Source organism: Deinococcus sp., from assembly GCF_018260555.1.
GTDB lineage: Bacteria > Deinococcota > Deinococci > Deinococcales > Deinococcaceae > Deinococcus.
This window is the reverse complement of sequence record NZ_JAGLBB010000014.1, coordinates 19,306-43,277: the sequence shown is the minus strand read 5'-3', so window position 1 is coordinate 43,277 and position 23,972 is coordinate 19,306. Positions and strand designations below refer to the sequence as shown.

The 23,972-nt window shown below is 68.7% G+C and carries 24 protein-coding genes; 11 read left to right on the top strand and 13 right to left on the bottom strand.

The features are described from left to right. Nucleotides 1–81: 81 nt before the first annotated feature. Entirely contained in the window at nucleotides 82–1,461 is a 1,380-nt protein-coding gene (locus QZ271_RS04530; protein ID WP_291429398.1) for a triacylglycerol lipase, read from the bottom strand. Nucleotides 1,462–1,848: 387 nt separating this feature from the next. On the opposite strand from QZ271_RS04530, the gene QZ271_RS04525 reads away from it, so the two are divergent. From QZ271_RS04525 to lysX, 6 genes are all read left to right on the top strand, one after another. Beyond that, a complete protein-coding gene (locus QZ271_RS04525; RefSeq protein WP_291429397.1) occupies nucleotides 1,849–3,135 on the top strand; it encodes a homoaconitate hydratase family protein in 1,287 nt (428 codons plus the stop codon). After that, nucleotides 3,132–3,521 (top strand): inorganic pyrophosphatase, encoded by a 390-nt coding sequence (locus tag QZ271_RS04520; protein WP_291429395.1) that lies wholly within the window; start codon nucleotides 3,132–3,134, stop codon nucleotides 3,519–3,521. Before QZ271_RS04525 ends, QZ271_RS04520 begins: the two co-directional genes overlap by 4 nt. A gap of 6 nt (nucleotides 3,522–3,527) precedes the next feature. Continuing rightward, nucleotides 3,528–4,022 (top strand): homoaconitate hydratase, encoded by a 495-nt coding sequence (locus QZ271_RS04515; RefSeq protein ID WP_291429393.1) that lies wholly within the window; start codon nucleotides 3,528–3,530, stop codon nucleotides 4,020–4,022. A 9-nt stretch (nucleotides 4,023–4,031) separates the two neighbouring features. Next, nucleotides 4,032–4,370 (top strand): hypothetical protein, encoded by a 339-nt coding sequence (locus QZ271_RS04510; protein WP_291429391.1) that lies wholly within the window; start codon nucleotides 4,032–4,034, stop codon nucleotides 4,368–4,370. Between the two features lie 81 nt (nucleotides 4,371–4,451). Continuing rightward, nucleotides 4,452–4,625 (top strand): lysine biosynthesis protein LysW, encoded by a 174-nt coding sequence (gene lysW, locus QZ271_RS04505; RefSeq protein WP_291429389.1) that lies wholly within the window; start codon nucleotides 4,452–4,454, stop codon nucleotides 4,623–4,625. Between the two features lie 83 nt (nucleotides 4,626–4,708). After that, the gene (gene lysX / locus QZ271_RS04500; protein WP_291429387.1) at nucleotides 4,709–5,572 is read left to right on the top strand and encodes a lysine biosynthesis protein LysX; all 864 of its coding nucleotides are present in this window, start codon (nucleotides 4,709–4,711) and stop codon (nucleotides 5,570–5,572) included. A 119-nt stretch (nucleotides 5,573–5,691) separates the two neighbouring features. Here lysX and QZ271_RS04495 read toward each other — a convergent pair whose 3' ends face one another. Beyond that, nucleotides 5,692–6,315: a CBS and ACT domain-containing protein gene (locus tag QZ271_RS04495; protein ID WP_291429386.1), complete on the bottom strand. Its 624-nt coding sequence runs from the start codon at nucleotides 6,313–6,315 to the stop codon at nucleotides 5,692–5,694. 97 nt (nucleotides 6,316–6,412) lie between these two features. On the opposite strand from QZ271_RS04495, the gene QZ271_RS04490 reads away from it, so the two are divergent. Both QZ271_RS04490 and QZ271_RS04485 read left to right on the top strand, forming a co-directional pair. Further along, nucleotides 6,413–6,901, top strand: coding sequence for an OmpH family outer membrane protein (locus QZ271_RS04490; RefSeq protein WP_291429385.1), 489 nt, complete (start codon nucleotides 6,413–6,415; stop codon nucleotides 6,899–6,901). Nucleotides 6,902–7,318: 417 nt separating this feature from the next. After that, nucleotides 7,319–7,783 carry an OmpH family outer membrane protein gene (locus QZ271_RS04485; protein WP_291429382.1) on the top strand — a complete coding sequence of 155 codons (465 nt, stop codon included), beginning with the start codon at nucleotides 7,319–7,321 and terminating at the stop codon, nucleotides 7,781–7,783. A gap of 186 nt (nucleotides 7,784–7,969) precedes the next feature. Here QZ271_RS04485 and QZ271_RS04480 read toward each other — a convergent pair whose 3' ends face one another. The 9 genes from QZ271_RS04480 to QZ271_RS04440 form a co-directional block, all read right to left on the bottom strand. Continuing rightward, nucleotides 7,970–8,467 carry a pyridoxamine 5'-phosphate oxidase family protein gene (locus tag QZ271_RS04480; protein ID WP_291429380.1) on the bottom strand — a complete coding sequence of 166 codons (498 nt, stop codon included), beginning with the start codon at nucleotides 8,465–8,467 and terminating at the stop codon, nucleotides 7,970–7,972. 140 nt (nucleotides 8,468–8,607) lie between these two features. Next, complete coding sequence (locus tag QZ271_RS04475) at nucleotides 8,608–9,906, bottom strand: MFS transporter (RefSeq protein ID WP_367114303.1); 1,299 nt, start codon at nucleotides 9,904–9,906, stop codon at nucleotides 8,608–8,610. Nucleotides 9,907–10,147: 241 nt separating this feature from the next. Beyond that, on the bottom strand, nucleotides 10,148–10,447 hold the full coding sequence (locus QZ271_RS04470; protein ID WP_291429376.1) for a MarR family transcriptional regulator: 300 nt from the start codon (nucleotides 10,445–10,447) through the stop codon (nucleotides 10,148–10,150). Nucleotides 10,448–10,613: 166 nt separating this feature from the next. Then, nucleotides 10,614–12,857 carry a ferrous iron transport protein B gene (gene feoB / locus QZ271_RS04465; protein WP_291429374.1) on the bottom strand — a complete coding sequence of 748 codons (2,244 nt, stop codon included), beginning with the start codon at nucleotides 12,855–12,857 and terminating at the stop codon, nucleotides 10,614–10,616. After that, nucleotides 12,854–13,084, bottom strand: coding sequence for a ferrous iron transport protein A (locus QZ271_RS04460; protein WP_291429373.1), 231 nt, complete (start codon nucleotides 13,082–13,084; stop codon nucleotides 12,854–12,856). The genes feoB and QZ271_RS04460 overlap by 4 nt, the downstream gene beginning before the upstream one ends. Before the next feature lie 94 nt (nucleotides 13,085–13,178). Continuing rightward, nucleotides 13,179–13,946 (bottom strand): RluA family pseudouridine synthase, encoded by a 768-nt coding sequence (locus QZ271_RS04455; protein WP_291429371.1) that lies wholly within the window; start codon nucleotides 13,944–13,946, stop codon nucleotides 13,179–13,181. Next, nucleotides 13,943–14,533 (bottom strand): NADPH-dependent FMN reductase, encoded by a 591-nt coding sequence (locus QZ271_RS04450; RefSeq protein ID WP_291429369.1) that lies wholly within the window; start codon nucleotides 14,531–14,533, stop codon nucleotides 13,943–13,945. Before QZ271_RS04450 ends, QZ271_RS04455 begins: the two co-directional genes overlap by 4 nt. A 70-nt stretch (nucleotides 14,534–14,603) precedes the next feature. Beyond that, nucleotides 14,604–15,692 carry a M48 family metallopeptidase gene (locus tag QZ271_RS04445; protein WP_291429367.1) on the bottom strand — a complete coding sequence of 363 codons (1,089 nt, stop codon included), beginning with the start codon at nucleotides 15,690–15,692 and terminating at the stop codon, nucleotides 14,604–14,606. A gap of 1 nt (nucleotide 15,693) precedes the next feature. Further along, nucleotides 15,694–16,878 (bottom strand): YjgN family protein, encoded by a 1,185-nt coding sequence (locus QZ271_RS04440; RefSeq protein WP_291429366.1) that lies wholly within the window; start codon nucleotides 16,876–16,878, stop codon nucleotides 15,694–15,696. Nucleotides 16,879–17,247: 369 nt separating this feature from the next. Here QZ271_RS04440 and QZ271_RS04435 point away from each other — a divergent pair, with 369 nt between their 5' ends. Beyond that, nucleotides 17,248–17,814: a gamma carbonic anhydrase family protein gene (locus QZ271_RS04435; protein WP_291429364.1), complete on the top strand. Its 567-nt coding sequence runs from the start codon at nucleotides 17,248–17,250 to the stop codon at nucleotides 17,812–17,814. An 88-nt stretch (nucleotides 17,815–17,902) separates the two neighbouring features. Then, a complete protein-coding gene (locus tag QZ271_RS04430) occupies nucleotides 17,903–19,273 on the top strand; it encodes a hypothetical protein (protein WP_291429362.1) in 1,371 nt (456 codons plus the stop codon). 58 nt (nucleotides 19,274–19,331) lie between these two features. Here the strand turns inward: QZ271_RS04430 and QZ271_RS04425 are convergent, their stop codons facing one another. Together QZ271_RS04425 and QZ271_RS04420 are read right to left on the bottom strand one after the other, a co-directional pair. Next, on the bottom strand, nucleotides 19,332–20,168 hold the full coding sequence (locus QZ271_RS04425; RefSeq protein WP_291429360.1) for an SDR family oxidoreductase: 837 nt from the start codon (nucleotides 20,166–20,168) through the stop codon (nucleotides 19,332–19,334). 84 nt (nucleotides 20,169–20,252) lie between these two features. Next, nucleotides 20,253–20,873 carry a TetR/AcrR family transcriptional regulator gene (locus tag QZ271_RS04420; protein ID WP_291429358.1) on the bottom strand — a complete coding sequence of 207 codons (621 nt, stop codon included), beginning with the start codon at nucleotides 20,871–20,873 and terminating at the stop codon, nucleotides 20,253–20,255. A 115-nt stretch (nucleotides 20,874–20,988) separates the two neighbouring features. Between QZ271_RS04420 and QZ271_RS04415 the strand changes: the two genes are divergently transcribed. Further along, a complete protein-coding gene (locus tag QZ271_RS04415) occupies nucleotides 20,989–23,721 on the top strand; it encodes a YhgE/Pip domain-containing protein (RefSeq protein ID WP_291429356.1) in 2,733 nt (910 codons plus the stop codon). The last annotated feature ends 251 nt before the right edge of the window (nucleotides 23,722–23,972 follow it).

Below are 23,972 nucleotides of genomic sequence, written 5' to 3'. Positions count from 1 at the left end.
TGGAAGCCGAAACGGGTTCCGAGCGTGGAGTCGGCAACCCGGTGATGTTCCGGGTTGTCAGTGCAGCAAACGGAATCCGTATCAGTTCTGCGAAGCCAGGAACGCCGCTTGATTACGGTAGAAGGTCTTCACGTCCCGGAACGACAGGTTCCCGGTGATGTCGAGGTGATCGTACCCGTTGACGCGGCCCAGGCGGTACCAGTGGCCGGGCGTGGTGGCCTGCCCAGTGTACGCGGCGCTTTCCTGGCCGGTGGGGGCGTTCATGGAGGAATTCGGGACCAGCCCGTCGTTCGCCCACCACGCGCTGCTGTACGTGACGGTTCCGCCGGGGCTACGGCCGGTGATGTTGCCCAGCCCGGGTTTCAGCGGCCACGCGTAGGGGTAAGCGACGGCTTGCAGCAGAGTGTTCATGGTGGGGGTGGGGTACTGCCAGCCGCTGATCAGACCGGTGATGGTGGCGTTGGTCTCCCAGGAGAAGTAGCGGGTGTGGGCGCTGCGGCCCACCCGCCGGTTAAAGGCGGCTGCGCCGTCCACGCTCACGTCGTAGGCCGCCTGATCGAGGGTCTTCCAGATGCCGGAGTTGAACATGCGGTTGTTGTACGTGGTGAAACTCTCGCCCGGGGCGCGGTTCAGGCCCCACTGGCCCAGGTCGAAGTTGTACACGAAGTTCTCGGGGCTGATCGCGCCGAGACTCCCCGCAAATCCCAGAATCAGGTTCTTGAACATGGGGATGGCGTCTTGCAGGGTCTCGGTGGCGGGACTGCCGTTGTGGGGGCTGCTGACGGTCATGACGTTCCGGACCCACCCGGCGCGTCCCCCGGCGTACAGGCCGCCGCTGGCGCGGTCGGCGGTGTCCCCGTCATCCAGCAGTTTCACGAGGAGCCGCGCGGTCTGGCCGCCCATGGAGTGACCCAGCAGGTTGACCGGGTGCTGTGCGTCCCACTGCGGGTAGAAGCCGGGGTAGCACTTGGCGGCGTCCGTGCGGGTGTGCCCGTGCTCGGCGGCGTGTGCCGCGCCGTAGTCCACGCATCCGCCCTTGATCTGAGCGTACAGTTCGGCGGCGCGGTCCCAGTTGCTGCTGACCGGCCCCATGCTGGCCGTGAACACGCTGTACCCCAGACCACGCAGGTCCTCCTGCACGTCGTTCAGGCCGCCCCAGTACCGCAGGCCCAGCGCTTCGTCCCGCCCGAATCCGGCCACGCCGTGAAGCAGGATCAGCGGCGTGCTCCGGTCCAGTGCCTGGGCGTTCAGCGGTGTGGGGAGGGCGGTGTCGCGCAGGTCGGTCATGCGGGGGGTCGCGGTCGCTTCGGGCGAGGTGGGTACGCCTGCCACCGTGGACGCGGGCGGGGCCACCGCGTCCGGGCGACTGGGCGCTCCGCACGAGGCGAGGAGCAGCGCGGCGCTCAGGGCGACGAGCATCGGGGTGCGGGCAGGCGTACGGTGTGGGGCAGGCTGTGACATGACGGCTCCTGGGCCACGGGCGGTTGCAGGCCCATCCCTGTTGCGGGGGTAGAGACTGCTGGCGTCCGGACACGCTGGCACGGACGGTTCTGCCGCAGGTGGCAACTGGTTGTAAGTACGTCCAGCACAGTGACACACCGGGGAAGGCATTTACTTGACCCGAGTCCATTTTTAGACTGATCACCTGAGTCCGGTGGAGCGTTCAGCAGTAGATCGTGTCCCAGACGGATGTTCCGTACTCAGAGGGACTGCGGCCGAAGGAGCTGACCTGCCTTCCGGGGAAGCTGTGGCACAGGCCAGCCGCCGCGCCTGTCATTCGTAACTAATTCTGGCGCAAATCCAGTCAATCTCACGCCGCACCGGGCCGGATGCGGCATGATGGAGCGCATGACGAACCCCACCCCCCGCCCGCAGACCATGGCGGAAAAGATCCTCTCCCGGCGCGGTACGCAGGTCGTGTACGCCGGGGACCTCGCGGTCGTCGAGGTCGATCAGGTCATGGTCGTGGATTCCATCGCTCAGAGCTTCATCCAGCGCATGGGGCAGGACCTGAACGCCACGCCCAGGTACCCGGAGCGGGTCAGTATCGTGATCGATCACGTCGCCCCGGCCAGCACCGTCAGCGTCGCGCAGGCGCAGAAGGAAGCCCGCGAGTACGCCGCGCGGACCGGCGTGCGCCTCTTCGACGTGGGGCGCGGCATCTGCCATCAGGTGCTGATGGAGGAAGGACTGGCCCGGCCCGGCTGGATTGTGCTGGGCAGCGACAGCCACTCCACCACGTACGGCGCGGTCGCCGCGTTCGGCAGCGGCATGGGCGCCACCGACATCGCCCTGGCCGCCGCGAGCGGCAAGACCTGGCTGAAAGTCCCCGAGAGCGTGAAGGTCACGTTCACCGGCGATCTCAGGCGGGGCGTGAGTGCCAAGGACGTCGCCCTGGAAATGATCCGCCGCCTCGGCGCGGACGGCGCCACGTACCAGAGCATCGAGATGCACGCCGGGGACCGTTTCACGCGCGGCGAACGCATGACCCTGGCGAACCTGTGCGTGGAGGCGGGCGCGAAGGCCGGACTGGTCGTCCCGGGCGGCGAGATCCTCACCGCGTACGGCTACGACATTCCCGAGTGGGTCTACCCCGACGACGGCGCTGCGTACGTTCAGAGCATCGAGATCAATCTCGCCACCCTGAACCCCCGCATGAGCGCCCCCAGCGAGGTGGATAACGTGTTCGACGTGGCCGACCTGCGCGGGGCGCTCCGCGACGTGCCCGTGGATCAGGTGTTCATCGGCACCTGCACGAACGGACGCATCGAGGACCTGCACGCCGCCGCCGACGTGCTGCGCGGGCGGCGCGTCGCGCCCGGCACCCGCCTGCTGGTCATCCCGGCCAGCAGTCAGGTCATGGAGGACGCGATGGCCGACGGCACCCTCCTGACCCTGCAACGCGCCGGGGCGGTGCTGGGCACGCCCGGCTGCGGGCCGTGCATGGGCCGCCACCAGGGCGTGCTGGCGCCCGGAGAGGTCTGCGTCAGCACCAGTAACCGCAACTTCATCGGGCGGATGGGTGACAAGGACGCCCGCATCTACCTCGCGTCGCCCGCCGTGGCCGCCGCGACCGCCGTCATGGGCCGCGTCGCGCTGCCCGAGGACGTCCTGAACACACCGGTCCCCGCGTGAACGACGCGAACTTCTGGGCGGTTCTCGACACCCTCATGGCAGGCGCCGAGGTGCTCGTCGAGCGGCCCGCCGGATCGGCCCACCCGCGCTTCCCGGACACCCGCTATCCCCTCGATTACGGGTCGCTACGCGGCACGACTTCCGGCGACGGCGCGGAGATCGATGTGTTCCTGGGCCGCCCCGGCGCCCGCGGCGTGACGGGTGTGGTCGCCACCGTGGACGCCCGCAAGCGCGACACGGAACTCAAACTGCTGCTGGACTGCACGCCAGAGCAGGGGCAATCGGTGCAGGCGTTCCTGTCCTGGCCGGGCTCGTTCGGCTGCGTGGTGATCCCGCGCCCGACCTCGTCCACCGTCATCCAATCAGGCCTTTCGGGCCAGGAGTAACCCAGCATGCCGAGAATCTGGAAATTTGGCGACAGCGTGAACACGGACGACATCCTGCCGGGCAAGTTCGCGCCGTTCATGGCGGGCGAGGACGTGTTCCAGACCTTCGCGTTCCATTACATCCGCCCGGAGTTCGCCGCGTCTGTGCAGCCCGGCGACGTGCTGATCGGGGGGCGCAACTGGGGCCTGGGCAGCAGCCGCGAGTACGCCCCGCAGGCGCTGAAGACGTTGCAGGTGGGCGGGATCGTCGCGCCGAGTTTCGCGCGCATTCACTACCGCAACCTCCTGAATCTGGGCATCCCGGCTTTCGAGTTCGATCTGACGGGTCTGCTGGAGGACGGCGCACAGGTGTCGCTGGACGTTCAGACTGGGGTGCTGACGCATGCGGCCGGGACGGTGCAGTTGCCGCCGCCGCCGGAGTTCCTGCGTGAGGCGCTGGCGGAGGGGAGCATCCTGGCGTTTTTCAAGAAGCACGGGCGCTTTCCGGGTGAGCCCGCCTAGACTGGGCGTATGGCGATCCTGGAGATTGAATGCCCCGTGTGTGCTCAAGTGCTGGAGTTGACCGATGAGGACCGCGCCGAGCTGATGGTGGGGGACGTGATCGTATGCGATTCCTGCCATTCGGAGATGGAGGTGACCCGCAACGGTGAAGGAGAGGACTTCGATCTGGAGTTGCTGGGTGAGATGACAACCTGCCCGAATTGCGGTGAGGAGTTTGAGGTCACCGAAGATCTGCTGGCGGCCGCGCCGGTGCAGGTACTGGAGGGCGCGGAGGTCAGTGTGGTGTCGTGCCCGCATTGCCAGGGTCTCGTGGCGCTGGAATGGATGGAGGACGCGGACGTCAGTTGACAAAGGGGCTGGCGAACCTGCCTAGGCAATTGCGAACGCAATAATTCTGGCGTAATAACCTATCAAGCGTAAGGAGTACATATGGCTACCGTTCAATTTGAAAACCCCGATACCGGCGCACTGATCGAACTCACCAACCCAGAACTCGGCGAACTCGTCACCGACGACGAAACCGGCGTGGAGTACGAGGTCGTCTCCGTCGAACCCCCCCGCCTCGAAGCTGCCCCGCAGGAAGCGGAGGACTGGGGAGAGTGAGCCCGCCAGGGCACGCGGTCAGGCCGTTCCACCGGAACACCTGACCGCGCTGCCTTGCAAGGCCACCAACCCCGGACATTTTCATGGCAGACCTCGCCGTCCTGTACGACCGCATCCGCCCCGACGAGAAAATGCTCTTCGAGGCCCTCGACGACCTCGGCGTTCCCTACGACAAGGTCTACACGCCACAACTGACCGTCACCTTCGACGACCAGGGCCGCGCTGGCGTTCCCTGGCGGGTCGCCATTGAACGCTGCGTCAGCCAGAGCCGCGGCCACGGCGTCACGCGCGCCCTCGAAGGCTTCGGCGTGAAAGTCATCAACCCCGCGCACGTGATCGAACTGTGCGGCGATAAACTCGCCACGAACGCCGCCCTGCACGCCCACGGCCTGCCCACCCCCCGCACCGGCGTGGCCTTCGACGGCGACACGGCCCTGCAACTGATCGAAACCATGGGCTACCCGGTCGTCCTGAAACCCACCGTCGGTTCGTGGGGCCGCATGGTCAGCCGCCTGAACGACCGCGCCGCTGCTGAGGCCGTGATCGAACACAAGGAAGTCCTGGGCGGTCCCCAGCACGGAATCTTCTACGTGCAGGAACTTATCAACAAACCCGGCCGGGACATCCGCGCCTTCGTGGTGGGTGGCGAGTGCATCGGCGCGATCTACCGCACCAGCGAACACTGGATCACCAACACTGCGCGCGGCGCGAAGGCCAGCAACTGCCCCGTCACGCCCGAGATGGCCGACCTGGCCGTGCGGGCCGCCGCTGCCGTGCATGGGCAGATCGTCGCCATTGACCTTGTCGAGGACCCCGCCGCGCAGAACGAGTGGGGGGGGCTGAAGATCATCGAGATCAACCACACCATGGAATTCAAGAACTCCGTGGCGACCACCGGCGTGAACATCCCGCGCCTGATGGGCGAATACGCCGTCAGCCTGCTGTAACCGCCTGCAACGAGAAAGGGGGGCCCGGTGTTCCGAACACCGGGCCCCCCTTTCTCTGGCGGTGCCTTCCTGTGTGCCCTTCAGGCCAGCACGTTGCTATGGGTGCTGCTATGGGTGCTTCAGTCCAGCACGTTGATGCCCGTGGCGCGCACCCGCTCGCGCACGTCGTTCATTCCCTCGCCATTGACGCGCATCACGAAGCGCCGCCGACCGTTCTCGCCTCCGTACGTGGCGACACTGATGATGTTGCTCGGCAGGATCGCCCTGGTCGCACGTTCCAGGCTGCCCGGCACGTCCGGCATGTCCAGCGTCAGGCGCTGGCCGCCCTCGCGCATGCCCAGGATGCCCGTGAACGCCCGAAGGACATCCATGGTGGTGATAATTCCACTCAGGCGGCCCGCGTCGTTCAGGACCGGCAGGCCCCCCACGTGATGCTCCTGCATGCGCAGCGCCGCGTCCTCCATGTACTCGCCCTCGGCGGCCGTGATGACCGGACGGGCCATCATCTCCTTGACTGTCAATTTGCTCAGCAGGTAGTTCAGTTCCCAGACGCTGAGGGTCGTGGCCTTGCTGGGCATGGCGTCTTTCAGGTCCTTGCGGGTCGTGATGCCCACCAGCCGCTCCCCATCCATGACCGGCAGGCGCCGGAACCCACCTTCCTTGAGCAGTTTCAGGGCTTCCATGACGGGCGTTTCGGGGGTCACGGTGGTCGGGTGGGGGGTCATCCAGTCACGAACGAGCATGCGCGTATTCTACATGTGCGGCCAAAACAGCGCTGCATATGCGGGGCGTCAGCGGGCCTTCATTCGGCTCAGAAAAGGCCGTGCTACGGTTCCACTCATGAAGATCAACGCCAAGATTCTCGCTCCCCTGGCCCTCGTCGCCGCGTACGGCCTCGGTACGGTCGCCCCGCACGCCCAGACCCCCGCCCAGAAGGTCGGGTTCGTGAACGTATCCAAGCTGCTGGCCGCCCACCCCAGCGACAAGGACATCCAGGCCATCCAGAAAAAAGCCGACGAAGAACTCTCGGCGCTCGACAAGCAGGTTAAGGCTATTGATGCCAAGGGTGCCGCCGCATCCGCCGCCGAGAAGCAGAACCGTGAGGCGCTCGTCACCACCATCAAGAGCAAAGCCGACGCCTACGACAAGCAGCTGGCCCCCAAGATCGCCGAGGTCGAGAAGGCCGTGGACAGCGCCATCAACACCACCGCCAAGAGCAACGGGTTCTCCATCATCATGGACCGTGACGTGGCCGCCAAGAGCGGACTGGTCATCTACGCCGACAGCAGCACCGAACTGACCGACGCCGTCGCCAAGGCCGTCAAGTAATCCAGTAAGGCCTACTCCGGTTGACGGGCTCGCACACCCCTTCGGCCCGAGCCGCCCTGTGCTCCCGCGCCGCCCATCGAGCAGCGCAGGCATGGCTGGGCCTGGGGTCGGCTATCCGGACCCCGGGCGGGCGATCTACCAGACGGACGCCAGCCCATAGAGTCCCATTCCTGACAGGCTGATGGTGAGGCTAGGCCCCGCAGGCAGAATGCTGGCGGGGCCGCGCCATTCCATGAGCAAGTGTTCGTACGAACTGCGCTCCATTCCGCCACATTCGGAAAAGCGCCGTCTGCGGCTCCATACCACGAAGGGGCGTCTGCTGTTCCTACTCTCGTCCGCTCGGATTGATTCAGTGCAGTTCTGAATCCATCTGAATTCGTATCAGGCACGCCGCCCACCTGCCAGGAGACACCACCCTTGAACAAATTCATGATGATCCTACCGCTGGCCCTCCTGACGACCGTTCCTCACGCGCAGCAGAGTCGGAGCCGCGTCGGTACCCTGAACGTGCAGACGGTCATCAAGGCCATGCCCGGCAGCAAACCCTACCTGGACCTGAACGCCAAGGCCACGGCTGACCTGGGCGCCCGGCAGAAAGCCCTTCAGGCGCTGGCTGCGAAGTCGAACACGACCGCCAACCGCGCCGCGCTGACCAAGGCCCAGCAGGCCTACGCGGCCGCCCGCACCAGCTACGCCAAGCGGATCGACGGGGCCTTTCAGCCGCTGAGCAAGAAGATCAATGCCGCCGTGGCCAAGGTTGCCAGGGCCAACGGATACACCGTGGTGCTCGACGAGAAAGTCGCCGCGCAGACCAGACTGGCCGTGTATGTGAACCAAGCCGCCACCAGCCTGAACACCGCCGTCATCAAGGAACTCAAGTAGGAGGGTTTCTGGCCCTCTCGTTCACAATTCACACCTGTTTTGGGCTGTGAACGAGAGGGCCAGACAGATCCCTGCACCGACTCGTTGCCGCTCAAGCTGACATCAATATGAGGGGTTGCCCGTCTGACCTGAACGGGCATCCCCTCATATCGGTGTCTATCCTTCTGCGCGGCTTTCGGCCTGGGCTCAGAGGCGGATGGTTTCGTTTTCGCCCATGTCGGGTTTGCCGCCCACCAAGCTCTTGGCGAATTCCAGCAGACTGCGGACCTTGCCGTTGCCTTCCCAGTACTCGGCGCCGCTGGCGTGAATCTGAATGAGCTGAATGTTCGGGTCTTCTTTGCCTTGCGGGAAGTACGCTTGGTAGAAGTCGCTCCAGAGTTCATCGAGTTTCGCGCGGTTCTCGACGAGCTGGGCCGTCCCGGTGACGCTGACGTACACGCCCTTGTCGGGGCTGGAGTAACTGACGTTCACCTGCGGGCGGGCCGCCATGTCGCGCACCTGCTCGGTATCCTTGCCTCCGATGAACCAGATGTCACCGTCGAACTCGACCTGCTGGGTGGTCATGGGGTGCGCGTGCAGGTGCCCCTCGGCGGTCTGCACGGTCAGCATGGCGAAATGCACTTCCTTGATCAGGCTGGCGAGCGTCTTGACGGGGTCCTTGCGGGTGGAATCGGGTTGCGTCATGGGTTTACCCTGCCACGCCCCGGCCACGCCGGACTGGGAGGCGGCGCACCGTGTGAACAGCTCCGTAACCCGTCCTGAAGGAACGCTGCACACCGCGTGAGGATCACGGTCATGGCCTGCGTAAAGGCGGTACACGACGCTCAGGCGGGTCGGTGTACGCCCTTCGGGCGGGTGTCGGGGACGTTGCGCACCAGCAGTACACCGAGAATAAAGAACGCGGCCGCAATGCCGAACACCAGCGTGTAGCCCAGGTTGTCGCCGCGCGCGTTCCCCCAGTCGAGCAGCGCGCCCTGCGGCCCACCGATGAACTGCGGGGCCACGAATGCCACGTGCCAGATGCCCATGTCACGCGCGAAACTGCTGTCACTGGGCATGGCGTCGCTGCCCAGCGCCCAGTCCACACTGGTGAACGCCCCGAAGCCCAGGCCGAACACCACGGCCAGGGGCAGCGCCGCGCCGAAGCCCGGCACGACCAGCAGCAGCAGCGCAGCGGCCGCCATGGTGGTCCCCGCCACGTAAATGACGGGTTTGCGGCCCACCCGGTCGCTGACCCGCCCGCCGATCAGGGCCGAGACGATGCTGGCCACGATGATGCACGCCAGCATGATCGAGTTGGAGGTCACCGGGTCCTTCTGGTTGAGCACGTCGGCGTTGTAGTACTGCAAGAACGGCTGCACCGAGTACTGCCCCAGCGCGAACAGCACGCGCGTGATGAACACCCACAGGAACGGCTGGTACGCGAACAGCGTGCGCCACGGCGCCGGGCGCTGTCCCGCGGCGGGCGGCGCGTGATCGTCCGGCACGCCGCGCATGGTCACCAGCGCCGGGACGAGCAGAAACAGGCCGATCAGCACGAAAGAGATAAGCGCCGGAAGGTGCAGGCTGCCCACCACGAAGGCACTCACGGCGCCCAGCAGTTGCCCGGCCGCCTGAAGCATGCCCATCACGCCGCTGTAGCGGCCGCGCTGCTCGGGCGGAACGAGTTGCGGAATCAGGGCCGAGTACGGCGCGGTAGCGAAATTGTTCCCGAACTGCACCAGCACGAACCCCAGCACGTACACCCAGAAGCCCGCCATGCCGCCGAGCAGGGTCACGGCGGCCGCCATGACGGCCAGTCCGGCGAGGTTCACACCCACGCCCACGCGCAGGTACGGCACGCGCCGCCCCGTGCGGTCACTGTGGGCCCCGACCAGCGGCGGGATCACCAAGGCCATGACCGCGCCGATGGCCACAAGCGCCCCCGAGTACGTGCCTTTCAGGGACGAACCCACGAACGATTCCACGTTGGCGGGCATCAGGACCAGCAGCAGCAGCAGCCAGTGGAACGCCGTGCCGAACCAGAACGCGGACAGCACCCACGGACTGACGCGCGGGGCGGAAGAAGGGTGGGCAGTCATGATGCGGCGAGTATAGGGGCGGCCAGGCGGCCGACCTGTCAGGAGTGACCACCTTGCAACGCCCGGCGGGCGTGAAGGCTGGACCCAGGCGGCTCCCGGCCCTGGCCTGCGCGGGGCAGGGGAGGGCGGGAAAAGGTGGCGGGCGAGGGACTAAGGACCTTGAAGCTCACATGGCGCCATGCCGGGAAAGCACCGGAACCTCTCCATCTCCGCTCCAACGTACGTTCTTCTGCTCCGCGCTCCGCGCGGTGTATCTACAGGATAAACGCAGTGTACTTAGCCCTCAGTTGGTCATGGGCAGAAGGCGGCGCAGGTACGCCTCGCCGCGTGGCGTGAGCCGCAGCAGGTGCAGGGGCGGGGCGTCCTGATCGGCGTTGCGGCACATGCTTTTCAGGGCGCAGGGGCCGCACTCGCAGCCGTCCGTGGTCTGCGTGGCCTCCTGCACGTAGCCGCCGCCCTGTAGGGTGCGCAGCATGCCGCTCAGGGCGCCTTCGCTGCTGCCCAGGTCGCGGGCCAGTTCGGCGGGCGTGCGCGGTTGCCGGGCAATGGCGTTCAGGATGCCTGCCAGCGGCGAGGCGCTCATGCGGACGCCGCCACGGAGGTACGTACCCGTGTCGCCCGGAATCCGTCTGTTTCGTGGTCAACCCGGGACGGCACCGGGTTACCAACCCTACGCCCGGAACCCGTTTCGCTCCTGCTCGCTCTGCTCGGACCCAGCGGCCTTGCAAGCCACTTAAGCGGAGTGCGGGTCACAGGACCCTCGACGCGATCTGGTACACGATCAGGCCCACGACCCAGGCGGTGGCCAGCTGGTACGCGACTGTCACCCACGCGACGCGCCGCCCGTGCTCCTGCGCCATGGCCCCGACCGTGGCGATGCATGGCGTGTATAGCAGCACGAACACCAGGTATGCCAGTCCGCTGGCGGGCGTGAACGCGCGGGCCAGCGCGGCGGCCAGCGGCGTCTGCGTATCGGCGCTGGGCCCGGCGCTCAGGCTGGGCAGGGCCAGCACGGTCGGCAGGGCCGACACGCTGGCCTTCACGGCGTCCCAGGCAGCGCCCAGTGTCTGCGTGATCCCAGCCACGAGGCCCAGCGGTGCGGGCGCGGCGGCCTGCTCACCCAGGTAGATCTGCCCCAGGGTACCCACGACGACCTCCTTGGCAATGAAGCCCGGCACGAGCGCCCCGGTCGCCTGCCAGTTCCCAAAGCCCAGCGGCGCAAAGATGGGCGACACGGCCTGACTGACCACCCCGAACAGACTCTGCTGCGGCGGCACGGTCGCGAAGCGCTGGCCGCTCACGGCAGGCAGGGCCAGCAGCAGCCACACCACGGCCACGGTTCCCATGACGGTGGTGCGCGCGCGGCGCGCGAAACTCGCGGTGCGCCGCCAGGCGTGCTTCCAGAGCACCCGCCACGCCGGGAAGCGGTACGGCGGCAGTTCCAGCAGCACGCCGCCCCCCTCGGCCGGCAGGGACGTGCGGCGCAGCACCAGCGCGAACAGGAACGCCACGGCCATGCCCAGCACGTACAGGCCCCACACCAGCCAGCTGCCGGAACGCGGGAACAGCGCAGCGGCGAACACCACGTACACCGGCAGGCGCGCCGAGCAGCTCATGAACGGCAGGATCATGCTGACCAGTACCCGGTCACTGCGCCGCTCCAGGGTGCGGGTGGCGTACACGGCGGGCACGTTGCAGCCGAAGCCCAGGATCAGCGGAATGAACGCCCGGCCGTCCAGGCCCACCGAGCGCATGGCGCGGTCCATCAGGAAGGCGGCGCGGGCCATGTACCCGCTGTCCTCCAGGAAACTCATGGCGAGGTAGAGCACCAGCAGGGTCGGCAGGAAGCTCAGGACCGTGCCCACGCCCGGAATGATCGCCCCGACCACCAGGTCACGCGCCAGCGGGAACCACGCCAGTCCAGCCGACGCCCACCCGCTCAGAATGTCCTGCAATGGCCCGCCGATCAGGTCCACGAACGGCGAGGCCACGCTGAAGGTCAGGCGGAACACCAGCAGGACCAGCCCCAGGAACAGGGGAATGCCCAGCAGCGGGTGAAGGGTCAGGCGGTCGAGCCGCTCGCTGAAGGTCCGGCGGGCCTGCGCCTGCGGCACGGCCACGCGGGCCAGGTCGCCCGCGCGGGCGTACCGGGCCTCGGCGATCTCGATCAGCGGGTCCAGGCCACGTGCCTCCAGCGCCGCGAGGTGCGCGTCGGCGGCCTCCAGCAGCGGCTGATGCCCGGTCGCGGCCAGCCGACCCCGCACGCTCGGGTCGCCCTCCAGCAGCGCCAGCGCCAGGTAGCGGTGTGCGTGCGGCGGCAGGGTACTCAGGCCCGACATGCAGGAGGTGAGGTCCTGCGCGGCCTCCTCGATGGCTGCCGGGTAGCGCACGGCCACGCCCAGTGTCGCCCGGTCCAGCACGCCGCTCATCAGGTCTGCCGTGCCCACGCTGCGGCTGGCAACCGTCTCGATGACCGGCACGCCCAGCGCCCGCGACAGCGCCGGGGCGTCCACGGTCAGGCCCTTGTCGCGCGCCTCGTCCACCAGGTTCAGGGCGACCGCCACCGGCAGCCCGAAATCCATCAGTTGCAGCGTCAGGTACAGGTTGCGTTCCAGGTTCCCGGCGTCCAGTACGTTCATCACGGCGTCCGGGGCCTCGTCCATCAGGGCCGTGCGGGCGATCAGTTCCTCGGGCGTGTGCGGGCTCAGCGAGTATGCGCCGGGCAGGTCAAGCAGGTGCACGCGGCGGCCCGCGTGACTCAGGTGCGCCTCGCGTTTCTCGACCGTCACGCCCGACCAGTTCCCGACTTTCAGGCGCGTCCCGGCGACCGCGTTGATCAGCGTGGTCTTCCCGACGTTCGGGTTTCCCACCACGACCACGCGCGGCTCACGCGCCCCCTGAAGGCGGGCGACCGTGACGGCGCAGGCAGCGGCGTCCGGGAGGCGCAGTCCCCCCAGGTCAGGCACGCTCGGGGGAAGCAGCGGGGCCGTCACCGCCGTACCCGGATGCCCCGGAGGTCCGCGAGGCGCAGCGCGAGGTCCGTGCCGTTTACCCGGAGTTCCAGCGGATCACCCATCGGGGCGCGGCGCACCACTGTCACGGGCGCGCCCCGCACGAACCCCAGTTCCAGCAGGCGGCGGCGCAGCGGGTGGCGGGGGTCGAGGGACACAACGTGCGCGGCGTCACCGGGGTTGAGTTGATCAAGGGTTCGTTCTTCCATCGGGCGCCTCCGACCCCAGAGGGTCATACCCGATCAGGATACTCGGATTAATGCGTTTGGCAAGAGTCCACGGTCACGCCGCGCCGCGGGGTCTTCAGGGCGTCTCGGGCAGCGCGTCCCAGTACGCCTGGAGGTCCGGGGCCAAGGGCACCTCGGCCACAACCTGCGCCCCGGCCCAGGGGAACGCCACACGCGCCGCGTGGAGCGCCTGCCGCGCCAGCCCCAGCCGCGCCGTGAGTTCCGGCGTCTGCCCGGTCTCCATGAACGCCAGGAACACGTCCGGGTCCCGGCCATAGATCTTGTCCCCGACCATCGGCAGACCCAGGTGAGACAGGTGCGCGCGAATCTGGTGAAGGCGGCCACTGCGCGGGTACGCCTCGATCAGGGCGTGTCCGGCGCGTCGATCCACGACCCGGAAGTCCGTCACGGCCGGTTTTCCGTCCGGCACGACCGCCTGCCTCATGGCGATCCGGTTAGCGCCGCCCAGCCCCAGGTCGCCCAGCGGGCCGTCCAGCGTGCGGCGCTCCCAGTCGGGCGTCCCGTGCACGAGCGCCAGGTACGTCTTGCCGACCAGATGCGTCTTGAACAGCGTGAAAAAACGCTGCGCGGCCTCCCGGTCCCGGGTCAGGAGCTGCGCGCCGCTGGTTTCGCGGTCCAGGCGGTGCGGCGGCGCGAGGGTGGCCTCGCCGGTCGCGCGCTGCATGAACGTCAGCACATCCGGCACCTCCACCCGCGCGCGCACCGGGTGCGTGAGCCACAGCGCGGGCTTGTGCACCACATAAAAATCCGGGTGCTCCAGGATCACGCGCGGCCGCTCGGTGGGCGGCCGCGGCGTGCGCCCGGGCAGACCCGGGTCCGTCACAGTTCCCACACGCTGGCGTAGTCCCGCCCCGAGAGGCGCGCCGACAGGTCCACGCCCCGCGCCACCGTGCGCGCCAGCCGCGCCCGCAGCCACTCGCCCGGAACCTCCGGCGCGTCCCAGTGAGCCGACGTGGCGTACACGAAGTGCGGGTTCACCACGCAGCGGAAATCCACCATCAACCCGAACGCGAACGCCCCGTGACTCAGGTACCCGTGATCCAGCCCACCCGACACCAGGAACGTGACCGGCTTATCGAACCAGGCGCCGTGTAGGCCGCGCGCCGCGTCGCTGCTGCCCGTCAGTTCCACCAGCGCCTTTGCGCCCGACCCCAGTCCCCAGTTGTACACGGGCACGCCCAGGAACACGCCGTCCGCCCCGGCAACCGCCGCGTGGTACAGCGCCGCGTGCGGGTGCGCGTAACAGCCGCCCGGCCCCTGCACGTTATCGAAGGGCGGCAGCGGCTGCGCGCGCAGATCGAGGAACGTGACCTCATGCTCCTGCGCGCGCAACTGCGCGGCGGCCAGCGTGCACAGCCACGCACTGCGACTCTCCGGATCGAGACTGGTAGACACAACCGTGAACTTCACGCCCCAGAGCGTAGTGCATCCCGGCTGCATCCCGGCTGCATCCCGGCTGCATCCTGGTGGGGCGTTCAGGTCAGCGGGCGGCGTCCTCCAGCTGCCTCAGGTGCTCGATGCGGGCCTCCGTGCCGGGGTGCGTGCTCAGCAGGTCCGGCCCGCCGCCCGCGCCTCCCTCCTGGGCCTCCAGCCGCGCCAGGATAGCCTGAAGGGGCCGCGTGGTCCGGTAGCGTTCCAGCATGAAGCGGGCGGCCACCGTATCGGACTGCGTCTCGGCCGCCCGCGAGTACCCGCCCTGCACCAGCGCGACCGGCACCGCCGCCGCGAAGGTCGCGCCGCTCACAACGTCCCCGGTCAGCGCCGTGACGATCAGCGACAATCCCAGCGCCTGATACACGCCGGCCAGCCCGTGCCGGTGCGTGACGTGCCCCACCTCGTGCGCCAGCACGCCGGTCAGTTCCCGGTCACTGCTGGCCAGCGCGACGAGCTGATCGGTCATGACAACCGTGCCGTTCGGCAGCGCGAACGCGTTGGCGCCCATCCCCCCGCCTCCTGCCGGTTCACCGTCGCGCAGCAGCAGCCGGTACCGGTAGGGGCCGCCGGCCCAGCCGCTCACGTCCCGGAACGCCGATTGCAACTGCGCCTGCCGCGCCGCGCTCAGTCCACTCGGCGCGATCAGGTTCTGATCCTCCAGCACCTGGAGGGTCTCGCGGTCGAAGGTTGCCAGCACGCCCACGGGCGTCACGGCCGCCGCCTGCCGCGCCAGCGCCGGAATGCCGAACGTCACGGTGCCCCACAGGACCGCGCCTGTCACGGCCACCGCGCCCAGCGCCGTGCCCCAGCTGCCCTCCAGCCTGCGCACGCCGCCTAGCAGGCGGTTGCGGCCGTGCCTGCGCTCCCAGGCGCGGATGACCACGTCGTCCGGCGTCTCGAAGCGGCTGCCGTCCGGAAAGCTCAGGCTACGGCGCACGCCGGGCAGCGCCGCTTCCAGCGTCACCTGATCCGCGCGCCAGTGATGCTCGGTCTGCGCGCCCAGCCGCACGCGCACCTGATCACCGTCCAGTAGCAGCGTGGCCGGGTGGTCGCGGCTGCTGCGCCCATCGAAGAACACGCCCTGTGCGCTCAGGCCGTCCGTCGCGGCCTGATCCGGCCCGTTCAGACCCGGCACGTCAGAACCCCAGCCCGATATCGAGCAGTTCGGTGGCCGCCTCACCCAGCGCCGACTCCGGGCCGCCCGGGGCGCCCGCGAACCCATCCAGGGACGCGATGGCCCGCACGCTCATACCCTCCAGCAGGTAGCGGTTGCGGCGGATGTCCGCCCAGGGGGTCGCCAGTCCCAGCGTCAGCAATTGCGCCGCGCCGTTCGACACGGTGATCCACACCACCCGCCACGGGTTGAAGGCCGCGCCCACGCGGACCACGCCGCCCAGTTCCGCGTTGTTCAGCACATAGCGCATGGTCGCCGCCCGCACGTACTGCCACGCCACGCCGTTCAGCGCGATCAGGATCACGTACGCCACCGCAACGAACAACAGGGCCACTCCTGAAGTGGCCAGAATCTCCCAGTCCATGCTGTCCAGATCTGAGCCGTTGCCTGCCAGCCACGCCACCAGCGCCACCACTGCGGGCACGCCCAGCAGCAGCCCCGCCCCGACCAGCAGGCCCACGCCTCTCAGGGCGATCAGGTACATGGGCGCCACGTCCCCCCTAAAATTCCCGCGCGCCGAACCGTACAACAGGTTGTTCACCTGATACCGGCGCTGCATGAACCACGCCCAGGGCAGCGCCAGCCCCCCACTGAGAGTGGCCGCCACGTTCGCCGCGCCGTAGGCCACGTACGCGCCTTTCACACTGCCGTCGAAGCGAAAGCGAAGCCCCCGGTGCGTGGTATTCACCGCCTGAAAACGCATGGACTGCGCCACCAGCCACGGGTACAGCAGCGCGAACGCCAGCGCGAGCAACAGCGACAGCCACCCCCACCGTTCACTCTGCTGGCTCAGGGTAGATGCCCCGAACAGCGCCCCCACCACCAGGTACGACCGCAGCAGCTTAAGTGGATTGGCCCGGTACTCGAAGTTATGCCCGTCCAACCAGGTATGCCCGTAGAAGTACTGCCGGTTGCGCACCCGCGCCCACGGCAGGTAGATGCCGAGCGTCACCACCGACAGCGCCGCGTTCACGATCCACAGCCGGAAATACTCCCCGGCCGACCCCGTAAATGACACCGGGTACGTGGTCACCACAGGACTGAGCGCGGAGGTTGGGAACGAACCGGCCTGCCCGGCAGTGTGGCCAAGATCAGGGGGTCCAGGAACGGCGGGGTCGGGCGCGGCGGGCGGCGCGGGATCGGTCATGCGGTCCATGCTACGGGTCAGCGGGGCGGCCCGCTTCCTCAGATGGGGGACAGGGCTGACTGTGCCTGAGGTCACTACCGGGAAGGCCGTGCTGACCAGCCAAGGAGGCGAATGGGGAATGGATCGCCCACCACTGCGGGTTCCGTTCTGGGGTGTGAGCGACACGGTTGGCCGTTGGGAGCCTGGGCGTTCCGTCCGGGGCGGCACGCCCAGGCTCCGGCCGTGCAGGCGCCGGTACCGCCGGACGGCGCGGCCCTTCATGCTAGGCTGGCAGGCAGGTCAAGACTCACCGCGCGTGATCACAGGGAAAGCGGCGCACACCCGCGCGGCCCACTCCCGGAGCCACGCCCGGACTTTCGGAGGAAAGGCATGCCGCGCTACGCCCTGGACGGGCACGTCCCAGACATTCACCCCACTGCCTTCATCGCCCCCAGCGCAGACCTGATCGGGCAGGTGACCGTCAGCGAGCACGCCAGCGTGTGGTTCGGAGCCGTGCTGCGCGGCGACCTGGAATCCATCACGGTCGGCCCCGCCTGCAACGTGCAGGACGGCGCGGTGCTGCACACGGACGCCGGTTGGCCGTGCATCCTGACCGATCACGTGACCGTCGGTCACCGCGCCATCGTGCACGGCGCTGTTTGCGGGCCGGGCAGTCTGGTCGGGATGGGCGCCGTGATGCTCAGCGGCTCCAGCCTGGGAGCGGGGGCCGTGCTGGGAGCCGGCGCCGTGCTGCCAGAGGGAGTGCACGTGCCGGACGGCATGCTGGCCGTCGGCATTCCGGCGCGGGTGGTGCGTCCCGCCGCCACTGGCGGCAACGCCACCCGCTACGTGCAGAATCGCGCGCGCTTCCGCGAGGGCCTGACCCGGCTGGACGCCGACCTGCAGGCCAGTACCGACCCTGCCCAGGACGCTCTGGCCCGCGTGGACGGCCTGTGAGCCCACGCCGCGCGGCGCTGCGCGGGGTCGCCCCAATCGATCCGACCACGCCGCGCGGCCCGTTCGGCCCCGCCAGAGGACGCGCCGCATGAAGGAGCGCCGCCCGCGCACGCCCCGCCCCCCGGACTCGCCGGAGGCCCGCGAGGCCGCCGCGATTGCCCGCGTGGCCCGCGCTGCCCGCGCCGCCGCCCGGAAAGCCGACCTGAAAGCCGACCTGAAAGCCGACCAGAAAGCCGACCAGAAGCAGGCCCAGCGCCGCGACGGGACCGCCCCGGCCTCTCCCGGCACGGGCGTGCCCGCTGATCAGGCGGTCGCTCACCTTCCCGGCACGGTGGCTCCTGGCGGCGCCCCACCTGATCCCGCAGCGCCTGATCCCGCCGTACCTGATCCCGCCGTACCTGATCCCGCAATACCTCACCCCGTAGCAGGGGATACAGCGCCGCTCGGGCCTGCGCCCCTGGACAGCGCGCCCGCAGTGAATGCCCGTTCTCATACCCAGCAACCCGACCCGCTGGAACCAGGTGCCCTGGACTCTGGCGCCTTACCGGACCCTCCGCTCTCTCCGTTCGCTGACCAGCCTTTCGCCTCCCGACCTGAACCTGCGGTGGATTCCATGACTGAACTTGACGGCCACTTGGCGGGCGACCCGCTGCCCGCTGCCCCGGCAGACGACGCGCACGGCAGTGACCTGAGCGACCTGGTTCCGGAACTGACGCCCATGTTTCCTGGCGCGGCCCCGTTTCTGGCGCGGTTCCTGCCTCACTCGGAACCCAGCCACACGGGCCTCACGCATCACTTCTGCGACCTGCACGCCTTTTTGAAATACCTGCACGAGCGGGGCTGGTACGGGTATCTGCACGCCGCGCTGGGCGAGCAGAGCGCCTTCGTGCTGCTGTTCGACGGCCGCGCCGTCACGGCCGCCGCCGCGAGCAGCACGGGCGAGCAGGCGCTGGGTGAACTGCTGAACCTGTACGAGCAGGGCGCGTCGCTCAGCGCGCACCCGTTGCCGGCAGACCTGGCGCACGTACTGAGCGGCGTCGGCTCGCGCGCCTGGAAGTTCAACCTGACCGAGGACTTCACGGGCCTGCACGCCCGGCCGACCGGCGCGATCTACTACCTGCGCGGTCAGATCATGGCGACCCTGGCCGCCACCCTGCCGTACGAGGGAGCGTTCCCCGCGCCCCTGCGCCCGCAGACACTGATCCTGCCGCGCAGTCTGGCCGGGTGGGCGCACCACCACTACGCCATGACGCTGCGCGGCCGGGACGCCACGAACGCCATCACGGGGCTGCACCAGACCTTCCGCGCCCGGCACGGCGTGCCGGGACTGGCCTTCCTGCGCGCCCTGAGCGAATCGCTGTCGCCCGCCGAGTACGCCCTGCGCTCGGACGTGGCCCTGCATGACCTGGAAGCGATGGTGCAGGAGTTCCTGACGAGCGGGTATATCCGCGAAATCTGAAGCGGCCCGGCGTCACCCCCGGACATGAACTCCTACGGGGGCTGTCCCGCGCAGGCCGTCAGTCGAGATAGCCTTCGCTGAGCACCCACAGGCGCAGGGCCGCGCCGTCGTCCTGCGCCTGTGGGGCGGGCGTGGTTTCGCGTGAATTGCTGAAGTACCGCCCCGTGACCCCGATGGGATCGGCGGCGAGGTGAATGCTGGTCTGCGCGCCCTGTTCGGGTGTGATGGCGAACAGGTCCACGACCCGGTACAACTGGCTGACGAGGCCGCCGTTGTTGTGCGCGAATCCGGTCGCGACCATGCCCGGGTGGAGGCTATTACTCTGGACGCGGCTCTCACGCCGCGCCAGTTCCCGCGCGAACAGGATGTTGGCTAGTTTGCTCTGCGAGTACGCGGCCCACCCGCCGTACCCACGCCGGAATTCCGGGTCGTCGAAGCGGATACGGCCCATGGCGTGCGCGGCCGAGGCCACTGTCACAACCCTGGGTGCGGCGCTCTGGCGCAGCAGGGGCAGGAGTTCGTGGGTCAGCACGAACGGCGCGAGGTGATTCAGAGCCCAGGTCTGTTCGGTTCCCTCGCTCGTTTCCTGCCGGCGGGCGTTGAACGCTCCGGCATTGTTGATCAGCACGTCCAGCTTCCCGAACCGTTCGGTGTACTCGCGGGCGGCGCGGCGCACCTGGGCCAGTTCGCTCAGGTCGGCCAGCAGGGCGCCGGCGGCTCCGGTCTGGCGGGCGGCCTCCTGGGTCTTGCCGGGGTTGCGGCCCATGATGGTCACGTGTGCGCCGCGCGCGGTGAGCTCACGGGCGGTCACCAGACCGATGCCGCCGGTTGCGCCGGTGATCAGCACGTGCTGTCCGTGCAGCGGGGCGGTAGGGGTGGGGGTGCTGGGAGTCATGCCCCGTAGCATAGGAGCCGGGCGCGTGCCGGGGCTCAAGCATAAAGGCCAACCGTGCGCCCGGCGGCGCCGGGAGGGGACCGGTCAGCCGCTTGTGGCTGGTGACGCCGGGGTCTCGGGGGTACTGAAGGCCTGCACCCCGGCGTTCAGTAGGCGGTCGAGTGTCGCGGCGACCTGACGGTTCTGGGCGCCGTCCAGGTTGGCGCTGACGGCGTGCGAGGCGGCGCTGTGAATGAGCAGGGTGACGCAGGTCAGCAAAAATGGGATGCGGGGGCCGCTGCCAGGCAGGTGCGCCTGCAGGCGGCCTTCGAGGTCCGCGAAAACCTGCTGGCGGCGGTGCGTGAAGGCGGGTCCGCTGCCGCTCTGGAGCAGGGTCAGCAGCGAGCGTTCCTGTACGAGGTGCATGTAGATGGCCGCGAAGGGACGCTGGCGCTGGCCGCTGTGGATTTCGGCCAGCAGCGGGGCGAGGCGCCGCTCGAATTCGCCCAGGCGCAGGGCGAGCAGTTCGGCGAGGATCTCGGTGGTGGACGTGAAGTACGCGTAGATGGTGGGTCTGGAGACGCCGACGTGCCGGGCCACGTCGCCCATGTTCACGGCCTCGAATCCGTGGGTGGTAAACAGGTCCTCGCTGCTGTCGAGAATCTGCTGCCGCCGGTCAGCCGAGGGCAGGCGTCGTCGGCCTCCGGTGGGGGGGGAGAGGGACATGTCGATCAGTCTACACCATTACTGACAGATTGTCACTTGACATATTGTCGGCAATCATGCATGCTGTCACCCACCTGACAGAGTGTCACGTACTCTGTTCACTCCCGAGGCGACCATGAACGACGCACCCCCCACACCCGCCCGCCCCAGCCTGAAAGAATCGTACCGCCGCCTGACCCCAGCCGAACGCAGCCTGTGGCGCTACCCGATCATGTGGGCCGCCGCGGCCGCCTTCCTGTTCGTGCCCATGATCTACGCCGGCGTGTACCTCATGAGCGTCTGGGACCCCGTCCGTAACCTCCCGGACTTGCCTGCCGCCCTGGTCAACCTGGATACGGGCACCGTTTCACGCGGCAAGAAGGTTAACGCCGGGCAGGACCTGAGCGAGGAATTTCAGAAAGACCCCCCCGTGCGCTTCATCCGCTACCCCACCCAGGCCGCCGCCGAGCAGGCCGTGCGCCGCGGCGAGGTCTACTTCGCGCTGACCATCCCCGCGGACTTCAGCCGCAAGGCCATCAGCGGGGACAGCAGCCAGCACGGCCTGCTCCAGCTGTACCGCGCCCCCGGCCTGAACTACTACGCCAGTACCGTCGCCGACCGCGTCACCAGCGCCATCGCCGAGGACCTGAACGCCACGCTGGGCAAGAACCGCTGGGAAGTCGTGCAGGCCAGCCTCAAGGACGTGCAGCAGGGCTTTTCTGACATTCACGACGCCACCGCGAAACTCGCGGACGGCGCGCAGGCCCTGCTCGGCGGCACCGAGAAACTCCAGGACGGCGCGGGCACACTCGCCAGCGGCGCCGGCACCCTGGCCGCCGGCGCAGACAAGCTCGCGGGCGGTGCCAGCAGCCTCAGCGGCGGCGTCAGTCGCCTCGCGGGCGGCGTCACGAAACTGAGCGGCGGCCTGAAACAACTCGGAGCGGCCGCGCCCGGCGAACCGCAACTCGCGCCCCTGCGCAGCGGCAGCGCCAAGCTCGCCACCAGCGCCGAGCAGCTGTCCGGCGGACTGAACAAACTCGCGGCCGGCAGCGACCAGCTGGCCGCCGGAGCGAAGAAACTTGGCGGCGGCGCCACGCAGGTCAACACGGGCACCGGACAGCTCGCCGCGCAACTGCCGGCCCTTGCCAGCGGCCTGGGCGACCTGAACACCGGCGCCCGGCAACTGGCCGCCGGAGCCGGAACCCTGAGCGCGGGCGTCACAGACGGCCTGAAACCCGTCGCTACCGGGGCCGCCCAGCTCAGCGAGGGCGCCGCCAGCCTCAGTGGCGGGCTCGGCAAGGCCCAGACCGGCGCCGAACAGGCCGCCGAGGGCGCCGCGCAACTCTCGGCCGGATTGACCCGACTGGAAAGCGGTCTGGAGACCTTGCGGGGAGGCGCGCAGGGTCTCAGCAGCGGCAGCGCGGCCCTCGGCGCCAGCCTGAAAGGCACGCCCGCCGCCACCGCTGCCCAGAACGTGCAGAGCGGCGCGGCGCAACTCTCGGCCGGACTGCAACAATCCCAGGAGGCCGCCACCGCCGCCAGCCGGGGCGCGCAGAGCCTCGCCGCGCAACTCCCGACCCTGAGCGGCGGGCTGGCCGATCTGAAAACCGGCGCTGCCCGCTTGCAGACCGGTGCCGATCAACTCAACGCCGGGGTCGGCAGCGGTCTGAAATCCATCCAGGGCGGAGCGGCCGAACTGCAAAGCGGCGCGAACCGGCTCGCCAGCGGCGCCGCCAGCGCCCAGACCGGCGCGCAGAAGGCCGCCGCCGGAGCAAAACAACTCGCCGCCGGTACCGCCCAGGTGCAAACCGGCGCGCAGCAACTGAATACCGGAGCCGCCACCCTGTCCGCCAACACCCGCAAAGCCGCCACCGGCGCCGCCCAGCTGGCCGCCGGAGCCCGCGACCTGCAAGGCGGGGTCACCGCCCTGGCCGACGGGAACATCAAGATCAAGAAGGCCCTTGACGACATCAACGCCCAGCTGCCCGCCCAGACGGACCTGAACACCCTGAACACCGGCGGGAAATCCCTGGCCATCAACAGCGCCAAGCTCGCCACCGGAGCCGCCACGCTCGCCAGCGGCGCCGCCGAGCTGCAAGGCGGCGTCGGCGACCTGCGCAGCGGCGCCGTGAAACTCCGCGACGGCCTGAACGAACTGCGCGACAAGATTCCCACCGACACCGCCTTGCAGCTCGGCGGTGATCCCAGCGGCCTCGCCCAGAGCGTCACCGTGCAGACCCGCGCCACCGCCGACGTTCCCAACAACGGCAGCGCCTTCGCCCCGTACTTTATTGCCCTGGCCCTGTGGGTCGGCGCGACCCTGACCACCTTCATCTTCCCGTTCCTGCTCCTGCCGGAAAGCGGCCGCAGCACCAGCCAGGCCGCCCGCGTTCTGCGCAAACTCACGCAACCGCTGGGCATCGTCATCATTCAGGCGCTCGTCGTGGTGCTCGGCGTGCACCTCATGGCCGTGCCCTTCCTGAACCCCGCGCAGGTCATCCTGACCGCCGTGGCAGGCAGCGTCACCTTCATGGCTGTGATCCTCGCCCTGAACCTGGTGTTCGGTCCAGCCGGGCGCGTCCTGGCGCTGATCCTGCTGATCGTGCAACTCGCAGCCAGCGGCGGCAGCTACCCCATTGAACTCTCCAGCCCCTTCTTCCGGTTGATCCACACCGTCATTCCTGTCACCGACGTGATCAACGCCCTGCGCAGCGCGATGTTCGGCGCCTACGAGGGCCAGTACTGGACCTTCATGGGCCGCATGGCCGTGGTGACCGCCGTCGCCCTGGCCGCCGCGCTTCTCGGCCGCCGCTGGGTGTACACCCCGGACAACAACTTCCGCTCACCCATCATCACCGACGTGGGCTAATGCGGATTCCGATTGATTCGGTGCAGTTCTGAATCAATCCGAGCGGACGCGAGTAGGAACAGCAGACGGGTTTCGCGGTATGGAGCCGCAGGCGGCGCCTTTCCGACTGTGGTGGAATTTAGCGGAATCCGTATAAGCCACCTCTTACTGTCACCTCTTACAGCTGCCCCGTACCACCGCCGCGCCACGCCCACCACCGGGCTCCGGGCGCGGCGCACCCGTTTCAGCGTGGCGCGCGCCCACTCTCGAGG